Raw genomic sequence first — 12,953 nt, 5'->3', positions numbered from 1 at the left:
TATGAGCGATACCCTCCGCGACCAGCTGATGGGCCTGGGCTTCAGGCCCGCGCCCAAGCCCGAGCGCAAGAATGATGGCCCCCGCCGTGATGGCCGCCCGCAGGGCAAGGGTGGCAACGGCAATGGAAAGCCGCAGGGCGCTGGCAAGGGCGAGCACAAGCCCGGCGAGCGTCGCGGGCATGGCCACGGTGGCCCGGGCAGGCCCGGCCAGTCGCGTGGCCCGGGCCAGCAGGGCCCGCGCAAGCCGCGCAGCGCCGAAGAGATGGATCTGGCCAAGGCCTATGCCATCCGTGCGCAGCGTGAGAAGGAAGAGCGCATCGAGACCGAGCGCCTGAAGCAGGAAGAAGCACGCGTGCGCCGCGAGGCGAAGGCCAAGCTGGAAGAACTGCTGAAGGACAAGGGCCTGAACTCCGAGGCGGCTGATATCGCTCGCCACTTCCCGTATGGCGGCAAGATCAAGCGCATCTACGTGACCGCCGAACAGCTGACCGCGCTCAATGCCGGTGAGCTGGGCGTGGTCCAGCTCAATGGCCGTTACCTGCTGGTGACCGCCGAAGTGCTGGCACAGTCCGAAGCGGTGTTTGCCGCATCGGTGGCACTGAAGGTCGACCCGAACGCGCCGGCCGAGGAAGATCCCTACGCAGACCCGCAGTACCAGGTACCGGACGACCTGGTCTGGTAACTGCACCTGCTGCACGATGAAAACGCCGGGCATTGCCCGGCGTTTTCGTTACCGGACGCGCGCAGTGCTGCGGCGTGCACGGATCAACGGCAGGCTCAGCGCGAAGAAGCACAGCAGTGCGCCGACCAGAGCGAATCCGCTACCGGCGAGGAAGGCCGTGCGTCCCTCGTCGATCTTCCACAGTTGGCCGGCGATGAGCGCGCCCAGCACGCCGCCGACACCGGACGAGAAACCGTACAGCAGGCCCTGGCCATGGCCATTGAGGCGTCCGGGGAAGTAGATCGCCAGCATCTGCATCGCCGCGGCGAAGAACGCGGCAAAGCCCAGCGCGTGCGCGGTCTGCGCCAGCAGCATCACCGGCAGGTTTTCCGGGAACAGTGCGGTCACCGCCCAGCGCAGGCAGGAACTGACCAGCGCGATCAGCAGCATCCAGCTGGCGTCATAGCGGCGGAAGAAGCGGCCGATGGTGAAGAACACGCCCACTTCGAACACCACGCCGATGGTCCAGAGCAGGCCGAGCGTGGATGTGCGATAGCCGTGGTGGTCCATGTAGACCGAGAAGAAGGTGTAGTACGGGCCGAACGAGAGCTGCTCCATGAAAGCGGCCAGGAAGAACGCCAGCACCGGCGGGCGGCGCACGATCTGCCAGAAGCCGCTGGCATCGCCGCCGGTCCTGCCGATGTCGCGTGCGTAGTGGTTGCTGAAGGCCGAGGCGACCAGCAGGACGAACAGCGGCAGCATCATCCAGGGCAGCAGCCCGGCGCGGCCGGCGGTGCCGTCACCTTCGATCAGCCAGCCGAACAGGGTGACGATGGCGATGAACCCAAGCGAACCCCAGACCCGGATCAGGCCGTAGCGATGGCTGTCGCTGCCGAGATGGGTGAGGGTGATCGACTCGAACTGCGGCATCACCGCGTTGTAGAAGAAGCAGAACACGATCATCGCCGGATACATCCATGGCTGCGGCAGAGGCAGCAGGAATGCGGCGAAGCTGATCAGGGTCAGTACGCAGCCGATGCGCAACAGTCGGATCGGCCGCGGTGAGGTGGCTGCCAGCGAGGTCCAGGCACTGGGTGCAACCACGCGTGTGGCATACCACAGCCCCATCATCACGCTGATGGCGGTCACGCTCATCCCGCGTGCAGTGAGGAACAGGCTCCAGTACGGAGTGAACGCGCCCAGCGCCGCGTAATAGAACAGGTAGAAGCTGGAAAGACGGGCAACGGGAACGGTCATCGCGGAATGATGAAGCAAAAAGGGGACGGAGGGGATTAAGTCGTTTGAGGCACAAACGACTTAATCCCCTCCGTCCCCTTTTCGGGTCATTCGGGATCGTAGTCGAGGTTGGAGGCCAGCCAGCGCTCGGCCTGGGCGCGCTCCACGCCCTTGCGCCGGGCGTAGTCGGTGACCTGCTCGCGGCTGAGGCGCCCGACCACGAAGTACTGGCTTTGCGGATGGCTGAAGTAGTAGCCCGATACCGCGGCGGTCGGAAGCATCGCAAAGCTCTCGGTCAGTTCCATGCCGGCGTTGGCCTCGGCCCGCAGCAGATCGAACAGGCGCCGCTTCTCGCTGTGCTCGGGGCACGCCGGATAGCCGGGAGCGGGGCGGATGCCACGGTACTGCTCATCGATCAGGGCGTCGTTGTCCAGCGTCTCGGCCTGGTCATAACCCCAGAATTCCGTGCGTACACGCTGATGCAGGCGCTCGGCCAGGGCTTCGGCGAAGCGGTCGGCCAGGGCCTTCAGCAGGATCGCGTTGTAGTCGTCATGCTCGGCTTCGAAGCGCGCCACGTGGGCATCGATGCCGATGCCGGCAGTGACCGCGAACGCGCCGATCCAGTCCTGCCTGCCGCTGTCGGTCGGCGCGATGAAATCGGCCAGGCAGAAATCCGGGCGCTCGGCCGGCTTGTCCACCTGCTGGCGCAGGAAGTGCAGGGTGGTCTCGCCCTGTGGGTGCTGCACGCGCACGTCGTCGCCGACGCTGTTGGCCGGCCACAGGCCGAACACGGCCTTGGCGGTCAGCCACTTCTCGCCGACGATGCGGTCGAGCATCGCGCGGGCATCGCGGTACAGCTCGCTGGCCTGGCTGCCGACGATCTCGTCGGTGAGGATCGCCGGGAACTTGCCGGCAAGCTCCCAGGCCTGGAAGAACGGCGTCCAGTCGATGTACTCGACCAGCTCGGCCAGCGGATAGTCATCGAAGACGTGCAGGCCTGGCTGCTTCGGCGCGGGCGGCGTGTAGTTCCCCCAGTCGCCCTGGAACTTCTGCCCGCGTGCATGTTCCAGCGGCACCAGGCGCTTGGCATCGCCACGATTGCGGTGCCGTGCCCGGATCTCGGCATAGTCGGCCTCGTTGGCGGCAACGAAGGCTTCGCGCAGGTCGCGCGAGATCAGCGACTGGGCCACGCCGACCGCGCGCGAGGCGTCCTTCACCCACACCGTAGGCGCTTTGTAGTGCGGGTCGATCTTCAACGCGGTGTGCGCGCGCGAGGTGGTGGCGCCGCCGATCAGCAGCGGCAGATTGAAACCCTGGCGCTCCATCTCGCGGGCGACGTGGCTCATCTCCTCCAGCGAGGGAGTGATCAGACCGGACAGGCCGATCAGGTCGGCGTTGTGCTCGCGCGCGGCATCGAGGATCTTCTGCGCCGGCACCATCACGCCAAGGTCGACCACCTCGAAGTTGTTGCAGGCCAGGACCACGCCGACGATGTTCTTGCCGATGTCATGCACATCGCCCTTCACCGTGGCCATGATGATCTTGCCGTTGCTCTTGGCAGTGTCGCCGCTGCGCGCCTTCTCCGCCTCGATGTACGGCAGGAGGTAGGCCACGGCCTTCTTCATCACACGCGCGGATTTCACCACCTGCGGCAGGAACATCTTGCCGGCGCCGAACAGGTCACCGACGATGTTCATGCCGTCCATCAGCGGGCCCTCGATCACGTCCAGCGGGCGGCTGGAGGCCTGTCGGGCCAGTTCGGTGTCTTCCTCAACGAAGGCATCCAGGCCGTGCACCAGTGCATGCGCCAGGCGCTGCGCCACCGGCTTGTCGCGCCAGGCCAGGTCTTCGGTCTTCGCCGCACCCTTCCTGCCCTTGTAGCGCTCGGCGATCTCCAGCAGGCGTTCGGTGGCATCGCTGCGGCGGTTGAGGATCACATCCTCCACGCGCTCACGCAGCTCCGGCTCCAGCTCATCGTAGATCGGCATGGCACCGGCATTGACGATGCCCATGTCCATGCCGGCGGCGATGGCGTGGTACAGGAACACCGAATGGATGGCCTGGCGCACCGTTTCGTTGCCGCGGAACGAGAACGAGACGTTGGAGACACCACCGGAGACGTGGCAGTGCGGCAGCGTCTGCTTGATGATGCGGGTGGCTTCGATGAAGTCCACCGCATAGTTGTCATGTTCTTCGATGCCAGTGGCGACGGCGAAGATGTTCGGGTCGAAGATGATGTCCTGCGGCGGGAAGCCGATCTCGTCGACCAGGATGCGGTAGGCGCGGGTACAGATCTCGACCTTGCGCGCACACGTATCGGCCTGCCCGCTTTCATCGAAGGCCATGACCACCGCGGCGGCGCCATAGCGCAGGACCTTGCGCGCGTGTTCGCGGAAAAGCGCCTCGCCTTCCTTCAGCGAGATCGAGTTGACCACGCTCTTGCCCTGCAGGCACTTCAGGCCGGCCTCGATCACGCTCCACTTGGAGGAGTCGACCATCACCGGGATGCGGGCGATGTCCGGCTCGGACATGATCAGGTTGAGGTAGCGGGTCATCGCCGCTTCCGAATCGATCAGGCCCTCGTCCATGTTGACGTCGAGGATCTGCGCGCCGCTTGCCACCTGCTGGCGGGCCACGTCCACCGCTTCTTCGTAGCGGCCTTCCTTGATCAGCTTGCGGAACTGCGCGCTGCCGGTCACGTTGGTGCGTTCGCCGACGTTGATGAACAGCAGGTCCGGGGTGATGACCAGGGGTTCCAGGCCGGACAGGCGGGTAGGGCGGACAGGCGTCATGGCAGGCGTCGGCTCAGCAGCAATAGGGCGGGAAGTGCGGAACGGTGGCGGCGACATTCATGCGGCCTGCTCCCGGGTGCCGGGCAGTGCGCGCGGCGGCAGCCCGGCCACAGCCGCGGCAATGGCGCGGATATGGTCGGGCGTGGAGCCGCAGCAGCCGCCGACCAGGTTCAGCAGGCCATCTTCGGCGAAGCCTCGCAGGGTGCTGGCCATGTCCTCCGGCGTCTCGTCATACTCGCCGAAGGCATTGGGCAGGCCGGCATTGGGGTGTGCGCTGACGTAGCAGTCGGCGACCTGCGCAAGGGTTTCCACGTGCGGTCGCATCGCATCGGCGCCCAGCGCGCAGTTCAGCCCGATCGACAGCGGCCGTGCATGCGCCAGCGAGGCATGGAAGGCTTCCGCAGTCTGCCCGGACAGGGTGCGACCGGAAGCGTCGGTGATAGTGCCGGAGATCATCACCGGCAACCGCGCGCCGCGCGCATCGAACGCTTCCTCCAGCGCATACAGCGCGGCCTTGGCGTTGAGCGTGTCGAAGATGGTCTCGACCATGATGGTGTCGGCGCCGCCGTCGATCAGGCCCTCGATGGCTTCGCGGTAGGTGTCGCGCAGTTCGTCGAAGCTGGTGTTGCGGAAGCCCGGATCGTTCACGTCCGGGCTGATCGAGGCGGTGCGGCTGGTCGGGCCGACCACCCCGATCACGAAGCGCGGCTTCCCCGGGGTGGTTGCGGCCACGGCGTCACAACAGGTGCGCGCGACCGCAGCGCCGGCCTTGTTCAACTCGTACACCAGGTGTTCGAGGTGGTAGTCGGCCTGGCTGACCGAGGTTGCATTGAAGGTGTTGGTTTCGACCAGGTCCGCGCCCGCTTCCAGGTAGGCGGTGTGGATGTCTGCGACGATCTGCGGCCGGGTCAGCAGCAGCAGATCGTTGTTGCCCTTCAGGTCATGGCCCTCCGGCGTGCCGTGGTCGCAGCCGGGGCCATGGCTGTGATCGTAACCGCCGGCGAAGCGTTCGCCACGGTAATCGTCTTCCTGCAGGCCGTGGCGCTGGATCATCGTGCCCATCGCACCGTCGATGATCAGGATCCGCTCGCGCAGGGCGTCGAGCAGGGCGTTGGCACGCTCAGGATGCAACCAGGGCAGGGCAGGCATGGCGTTCTCGGGCTCAGGGTTTGTGGGCGATCAGCGAAATCACTTCGAAGTGCGGCGGACGCTTCTCGCGGGTGACCGTCTCCAGGCTGGATACCTGCAGGCCGGCCTTGTCGACGAACCTGCGCAGCTCCTTGTCGCTGAAGCCGAGGTTGACGTGGCCGTAGGCCTCCACCGCGGCCTTGTGTTCATGGCGGGCCAGGCTGCACAGCAGCAGGCGCCCGCCCGGGCGCAGCACGCGCGCGCCTTCGGTCACCGCCTGCGCCGGCTTGCTGGCGTAGGTCAGCGCGTGCATCAGCACTACCAGATCGAAACTGTTGTCCTTGAAGGGCAGCGCATGCATGTCGCCCTCGCGCACTTCCACGTTGGGCAGACGGCGCAGGCGCTCGCTGGCGGCGGCGACCACGCGCGCGCTGGTGTCGATGCAGATGTAGCGCTTGGCATGCGGGGCCACCAGTTCGGCCAGCACGCCGTCACCAGAGGCGATGTCCAGCACGTCGCCGGTCTCCAGCAGCGGCAGCGCGGTGCGGGCGAGGGCTTCCCAGGTGCGCCCCGGGGAGTAGTGGCGTTCCATGTCGCCGGCCACGCTGTCGGCCCAGTTCTGGTCGGAGGCGCGGTGGGCCAGCACGGCAGCGACGCGTTCAGCGTCCTGGCGCAGCAGCGGGTCATCGCTTCCGTTGCTCAAGGCATGCCACAATGCACGCTGCGCGGGGTCCAGCTGGGCCTCGTCGAAGCGGTAATAGGCCGATACGCCCGCACGGCGGTCGCGGACCAGGCCGGCTTCCTTCAGGCGCGCCAGGTGGGTGGACACGCGTGGCTGTGCCAGCCGGGTGATCGCCGACAGTTCGGCCACGGTCAGTTCCTCCTGCTCCAGCAGCGCCAGCAGGCGCACGCGGGTCGCATCGGCGAACACCTTCAGGCGGGTCGACCAGTCTTCAAGATCCATAAATATCTACCTATCGCGATATAGAGATATATTCGCTGAAAGGGCCCGTCGCGGTCAAGTCGCCAGCGTACGGAAACAGCCGGGCCCCGGTACAATCGGGGCACCTGGGCGCGCCGTATGTAGCCCATAACTTCATGTACCCGGGAGGGTGTTGTGGATTTCAGCTTTACCGAAGAGCAGTTGATGCTGCAGGACGTTGCGCGGCGCATCGCGCAGGAGAAGATCGCCCCGAGCGCGGAGCACCATGACCGTACCGGCGAGTTCCCGCTCGACAACATCCGCCTGCTGGGCGAGAACGGCCTGATGGGCATCGAAGTGCCGACCGAATACGGTGGCGCGGGCATGGACCCGGTTGCGTACGTGCTGGCGATGGTGGAGGTCGCCGCCGCCGACGCAGCCCATTCGACCATCATGTCGGTCAACAACTCGCTGTTCTGCAACGGCATCCTCACCCACGGTACCGAGCAGCAGAAGCAGACCTACGTGCGTGCGATCGCCGAGGGCGAGGCCATCGGCGCGTTCGCGCTGACCGAGCCGCAGTCCGGCTCCGATGCCACCGCCATGCGCTGCCGCGCGGTGAAGCAGGCCGACGGCACCTTCGTCATCAACGGCAAGAAGAGCTGGATCACCTCCGGCCCGGTGGCCAGGTACATCGTGCTGTTCGCGATGAGCGAGCCGGACAAGGGCGCGCGTGGCATCACCGCCTTCCTCATCGATACCGACAAGGCGGGCTTCGGTCGCGGCAAGACCGAGCCGAAGCTGGGCATCCGCGCTTCGGCCACCTGCGAGATCGAGTTCAACGATTACGTGGCGCAGGCCGAAGACGTGCTGGGCCAGGAAGGCGAGGGCTTCAAGATCGCCATGAGCGTGCTCGATGCCGGCCGCATCGGCATCGCCTCGCAGGCCATCGGCATCGCCCGCGCCGCCTATGAGGCGACCCTGGAGTACGTGAAGGAGCGCAAGGCGTTCGGCGCGGCCATCGGCACCTTCCAGATGACCCAGGCCAAGATCGCCGACATGAAGTGCAAGCTGGACGCAGCGCTGCTGCTGACCCTGCGTGCCGCGTGGGTGAAGAGCCAGGGCAAGCGTTTCAGCACCGAAGCAGCGGTGGCCAAACTGACCGCTTCGGAAGCAGCGATGTGGATCACCCACCAGGCGGTGCAGATCCACGGCGGCATGGGGTACTCGAAGGAGATGCCGCTGGAGCGTTACTTCCGTGATGCCAAGATCACCGAGATCTACGAGGGCACCTCGGAGATCCAGCGCCTGGTGATCGCGCGCAACGAGACCGGGTTGCGCTGATGGACGCGACGGGGCGGCGATTGCCGCCCCGTTTCCTTTGTGCGATCAACGTGGCAATCGGCAAACGATATCCGTTCCGTTCCATTCACAGACGATCTGCAGCGACTCAGGTGGAGCACCGGGGAACATGTTCACCCCATAGAGGCGACCGGAGTCGATCCATCGATCCAGATCGTCCCGGCTGTTGAAGTTGTAGGTGCCGGCGAAGTGTTGGGCCAGGCCGGGGCTGGTTGCCGCGCCGTCGGGAATCATGTTGCCATTGGCGTCCTTGCTCTGGCCTTGCACGTATCTGGCGGTGTCCACTGACGAAGAGACGATGGCCAGCGTAGTCTTCGAGCCATCGCGCCAGGTGATCCTGTAGATTGCACCGTCGATTCCGAGGGCCTTGCTGACGAAGCTAAGGCCGATCGAGGACAGGAATGTCGCCATGCTGTTCCAGGCCCTCGACGATGTCGTGGCGCCTGTGAATGCCTTGCCCATGGCGCTCTCCAGCCTGAATCGCTCGGTTGCCATCTGCACGACATCGTAGGCGTTGAGGTTCTTGTGCTCTTCCGGGAAGCCTATGCCGTTGGCGTATTGCGGGTCATCAGGATGAACCTCGTACTGGACTCCTCTTCCGGCCCACTGCCGCGGCGCGAACTGTACGGTTGGCACGTTGTTGTCGAGCATCCCCATGATCCGATTGAAGGATGCGTTGATTGGCTCGGGGATCTGCGCCCTGGTGGCGCGATACCGACGCAGCTCGCGATCGTATTCCACATCGAAGCCATGGAGCCGGCGCTGCTGGAAGTCGACGACGATGGTGGGCCCCGTGCCCGAGTAAAGCGCCAGTGCGCGTGGATCGCGACAGTTGTCGCAGACGAGGACACCTGCCGCATGTGCGTCCTGGACGCTGCTGGCCGCGAAGAGCGCGCCAAGCAGAAGGGCGGGGCGGCTGAAGCGTCGTAGTGGTGCTCTTTCCATGAACTGTCTCCTGGGCGGCATCGGATCGATTGCCGTGGAGGCATCTGGATAGCAACGATCCGGGCGTGCCGCACTTCTGCGCGCCCAGGAATCCAAAGCGGGGGCCTTATGCGAAACCGGTAGACGCCTTGAGCGCCTCGTTGTCGGCGCAGCAGTGGAAGGGACTTTTCAGTACAGGCCGTATGCGACCGGTCTCCGGGCAGGCGACATGCCAACGATCCATTGGCATTCCCGCTCCTTGGTCGCAGAATGCTCCACCGTTCATGGACGCCACCACATGCTCATCTATCGAGGCGCAGGGCTGCTGACCCTGCTCACACCGATCGCTGCCGTGCTGCTCATCCTCATCCTGTTCCCGGATCCAGCGGTGGGTCGCGGCAATACTTCACTCAGCCAGGTCCTGCTGGCGTTCGGCCTTGGCTCGGCAATCAACACGGTGCTGGGTTTCGTGCTCAATCGAAAGCCGCGTGCACCTGGGCAGCATGCTCCGCATCACTTCTTCTTCCTGCCGATGCAATGGCCTGCACTGGCGATTGTGGCGGCATGCGTGGTGATCGCAGTGTTGCGCTGAGACGCTGCCCGGACAGCGCCCACCAAGGTTGGCGACTACCGGGTATGCCGTTGCCCCGGTAGATGCCAACCTGGGGCGGCATGGATCCAGAAGCGGCAACAACAAAGGCCCCGGATCGCTCCGGGGCCTTTCTCGTTTCAGTTCACCGCTGGATCAACGATCCGGACGGTGTGCTGCATCCGCGTCGCGCTGGCGTTCCATGAACTCCTTGGACGGTTCATCCAGCTTGTCGCCCAGCATGCGGCGCACGACCACGAAGAACACCGGGATCATCAACAGGCCGAGCAGGGTGGCGAACAGCATGCCGCCGATCACGCCGGTACCGATGGCGTGGCGGGAGTTGGCGCCCGCGCCGGTGGAGATCGCCATCGGGATCACGCCCATGATGAACGCGAACGAGGTCATCAGGATCGGGCGGAAACGCAGGCGGGCCGCTTCGATGGTGGCATCGCGCAGGTTCTTGCCGGCGGCGCGCTGCTCCACCGCGAACTCCACGATCAGGATCGCGTTCTTCGCCGCCAGGCCGATCACGGTGATCAGGCCGATCTTGAAGAACAGATCGTTGGGCAGGCCACGCAGCATCGACAGGCCCAGCGCGCCCAGCACGCCCAGCGGTACCACCAGCAGCACCGCTACCGGGATCGACCAGCTTTCATACAGCGCGGCCAGGCACAGGAACACCACCACGATGGACAGCACCAGCAGCAGGGTCGCGGCGTTGCCGGCCAGGATTTCCTGGTAGGACATGCCGGACCAGTCGTAGCCGAAGCCGGCCGGCAGGTCTTCGTTGACGATGCTTTCCATGGTCTGCATCGCTTCACCCGAGCTGGTGCCCGGGGCCTGCGAGCCGACGATGTTGATCGCCGAGTAACCGTTGTAGCGGCTCAGTGACGGCGGTGCCGACACCCACTCGGACTTGACCACCGTGTTGAGCGGGATCATCGCGTTGGTGCCATCGGCATTGGTGGTCAGGCTGGACGGGCTGTAGAAGCTCTTCAGCGATTCCTGGCCGGTGCGGTACGGACCATCGGCCTGCATGGTCACGCGCTTGATGCGGCCTTCGTAGAAGAAGTCGTTGACGTACACCGGGGCCAGCATCAGCTGGATGGTGCTGTACACGTCCGACACCGACATGCCCATCGACTGCGCCTGCACGCGGTCCACATGCAGCTGCAGCTGCGGCGCGTTTTCCAGGCCGTTCGGGCGCACGCCGACCAGGTGGTCCGGCTTCTGCGCGGCCTGGCCGAGCAGGATGTTGCGGGCCTGCGTCAGCTGCTCGTAACCGGCACCACTGCGGTCCTGCAGCCACATGTCGAAGCCGCCGAACTGGCCAAGGCCCTGCACGGTGGGCAGGTTGACCACGAAGATCTGCGCTTCCTTGATGCCGTAGAACGCGCCGTTCATGTTCTGGATGAACTCGGGTGCGGTGAACTTGCGTTCTTCCCACGGCTTCAGGCGGATGAAGCCCATGCCCACGTTCTCGCCGGAGCCGACGAAGCTGAAGCCGGCCACCTGCAGCATGCCTTCATAGCCATCCTGCTTTTCCAGGATGCCACGCATCTGCGCGAACACTTCGTTGGTCTGGCCCTTGGTCGAGCCCGGCGGCAGCTGCACGATCGCCAGCGCATAGCCCTGGTCTTCTTCCGGCAGGAAGCTGCCCGGCATGCGGGTGAACAGGAAGCCGCACAGTGCGGTGAGCACCACGAACAGGATCATCCAGCGCGGCGCATGGCGCACCGCCGAGGTGATGTGGCCGACATAGGTGTGGCTGATCTTGTCGTAGTACTTGTTGAAGGTGCGGTAGACGATGTTCGGGTTGTCGTTGTGCGTCGGCTTCAGGAAGGTCGCGCACAGCGCTGGGGTGAAGCCCAGCGCCAGGAACGCCGAGAACGCCATCGAAATGGCGATGGTCAGGGCGAACTGCTTGTAGATCTCACCGGCGGCGCCGCCCTGCAGGGCGGACGGGATGAACACCGCAGCCAGCACGACGGTGATCGCCACCACCGCGCCGGTGATCTGGGTCATCGCCTTCTGCGTGGCCGGCTTCGGCGCCAGGCCTTCCTCGGTCATGATGCGTTCGACGTTCTCGATCACCACGATCGCGTCATCGACCACGATGCCGATTGCCAGCACCATCGCGAACAGGGTCAGCTGGTTGATCGTGAAGCCGATCATCCACATGCCCAGGAAGGTACCGAGCAGCGCCACCGGGATGACCAGGGTCGGGATCAGCGTGGCGCGGAAGTTCTGCAGGAAGATCAGCATCACCAGGAACACCAGGAACACTGCTTCAAACAGCGTCTTGACCACTTCCTGGATCGAGATCTTGACGAAGGTGGTGCTGTCGTACGGCGAGAACCAGGTCACCCCGGACGGGAAGCTGGGCTGCAGCTCGTCCATCTTGGCGCGCACCGCCTCGGCCACGTTCAGGGCGTTGGCGCCCGGCAGCAGCTGGATGGCGAAGGCACCGGTCGGCTTGCCGTTGTACTGGGTGTCGAAACCGTAGTTGTTGGCACCGAAGGCAACGCGGGCGATGTCCTTCAACAGCACCCGCGAGCCGTCAGCGTTGGCGCGCAGGATGATGTTCTCGAACTCCTGCGGCGAACTGAAGCGGCCTTCGGCCGAGACCGTGGCGGTGAAGTGCTGGCCTTCCGGCGACGGATCCGAGCCAAGCGCACCGGCGGCGAACTGCACGTTCTGCGCGCGCACCGCAGCCAGCACCTGGCTGGCCGACAGGCCATAACCCTGCATCTTTTCCGGGTTCAGCCAGATGTTCATGGCGTACTCGGAACCGAACTGCTGGGTGCTGCCGACGCCGGGGATACGCGAGACCTGGTCGAGCACGCGCGAACCAACGATGTCGTTCAGCGCATCACGGTTGATGGTCGGGGTATCGGACTGCAGCGCCACCACCATCAGGAAGCCGGCGTTGGCCTTGGCCACCACCACGCCCTGCTGGGTCACTTCCGAAGGCAGTCGGGGCGTGGCCAGCGAGACCTTGTTCTGCACCTGCACCTGGGCGATGTCCGGATCGGTACCCGTCTCGAAGGTCAGGGTGATCTGCGCACGGCCGTTGGACGACGAGGAAGAGCTGAAGTACAGCAGGTGATCGATACCGGTCAGCTGCTGCTCGATCACCTGGGTGACCGATTTTTCCGTGGTGTCGGCACTGGCGCCCGGGTAGGTGGCCGAGACGGTGACCTGCGGTGGGGCGATGTTGGGATAGGACTCCACGCCCAGGTTGAGGATCGCGATCACGCCGCTGAGCGAGATCAGGATCGCCACCACCCAGGCGAAGACTGGATGTTCGATGAAAAATTTAGGCATGACGGAAGG

The 12,953-nt window shown here is 65.1% G+C and carries 9 protein-coding genes; 3 read left to right on the top strand and 6 right to left on the bottom strand.

The window, feature by feature from the left end; all coding sequences use genetic code 11:
* The first annotated feature begins 1 nt into the window (after nt 1).
* Nucleotides 2-682: a DUF2058 domain-containing protein gene (locus tag AC5P60_RS07570; protein WP_033833947.1), complete on the top strand. Its 681-nt coding sequence runs from the start codon at nt 2-4 to the stop codon at nt 680-682.
* A gap of 48 nt (nt 683-730) precedes the next feature.
* Here AC5P60_RS07570 and AC5P60_RS07565 read toward each other — a convergent pair whose 3' ends face one another.
* The 4 genes from AC5P60_RS07565 to AC5P60_RS07550 all read right to left on the bottom strand — a co-directional run bounded on the left by AC5P60_RS07565 (nt 731) and on the right by AC5P60_RS07550 (nt 6,781).
* Entirely contained in the window at nt 731-1,918 is a 1,188-nt protein-coding gene (locus AC5P60_RS07565) for an MFS transporter (RefSeq protein ID WP_033833946.1), read from the bottom strand.
* An 86-nt stretch (nt 1,919-2,004) separates the two neighbouring features.
* Nucleotides 2,005-4,689 (bottom strand): methionine synthase, encoded by a 2,685-nt coding sequence (gene metH / locus AC5P60_RS07560; RefSeq protein WP_033833945.1) that lies wholly within the window; start codon nt 4,687-4,689, stop codon nt 2,005-2,007.
* Nucleotides 4,690-4,746: 57 nt separating this feature from the next.
* The gene (locus AC5P60_RS07555) at nt 4,747-5,838 is read right to left on the bottom strand and encodes a homocysteine S-methyltransferase family protein (protein ID WP_033835833.1); all 1,092 of its coding nucleotides are present in this window, start codon (nt 5,836-5,838) and stop codon (nt 4,747-4,749) included.
* 13 nt (nt 5,839-5,851) lie between these two features.
* Nucleotides 5,852-6,781 (bottom strand): ArsR/SmtB family transcription factor, encoded by a 930-nt coding sequence (locus AC5P60_RS07550; protein ID WP_005410251.1) that lies wholly within the window; start codon nt 6,779-6,781, stop codon nt 5,852-5,854.
* 153 nt (nt 6,782-6,934) lie between these two features.
* Here AC5P60_RS07550 and AC5P60_RS07545 point away from each other — a divergent pair, with 153 nt between their 5' ends.
* Nucleotides 6,935-8,083, top strand: coding sequence for an acyl-CoA dehydrogenase family protein (locus AC5P60_RS07545; RefSeq protein WP_033833586.1), 1,149 nt, complete (start codon nt 6,935-6,937; stop codon nt 8,081-8,083).
* A 45-nt stretch (nt 8,084-8,128) separates the two neighbouring features.
* Here the strand turns inward: AC5P60_RS07545 and AC5P60_RS07540 are convergent, their stop codons facing one another.
* Nucleotides 8,129-9,046, bottom strand: a complete 918-nt coding sequence (locus AC5P60_RS07540; RefSeq protein ID WP_005413923.1) for a hypothetical protein — start codon at nt 9,044-9,046, stop codon at nt 8,129-8,131.
* A gap of 277 nt (nt 9,047-9,323) precedes the next feature.
* On the opposite strand from AC5P60_RS07540, the gene AC5P60_RS07535 reads away from it, so the two are divergent.
* A complete protein-coding gene (locus AC5P60_RS07535) occupies nt 9,324-9,617 on the top strand; it encodes a hypothetical protein (RefSeq protein WP_033833585.1) in 294 nt (97 codons plus the stop codon).
* Nucleotides 9,618-9,770: 153 nt separating this feature from the next.
* Here AC5P60_RS07535 and AC5P60_RS07530 read toward each other — a convergent pair whose 3' ends face one another.
* Nucleotides 9,771-12,944, bottom strand: a complete 3,174-nt coding sequence (locus AC5P60_RS07530) for a multidrug efflux RND transporter permease subunit (RefSeq protein ID WP_033835832.1) — start codon at nt 12,942-12,944, stop codon at nt 9,771-9,773.
* Nucleotides 12,945-12,953 lie beyond the last annotated feature (9 nt).

This window comes from Stenotrophomonas sp. YJH_SMC_120 (assembly GCF_059368675.1).
This window is presented reverse-complemented; position numbering and strand designations above follow the sequence as displayed.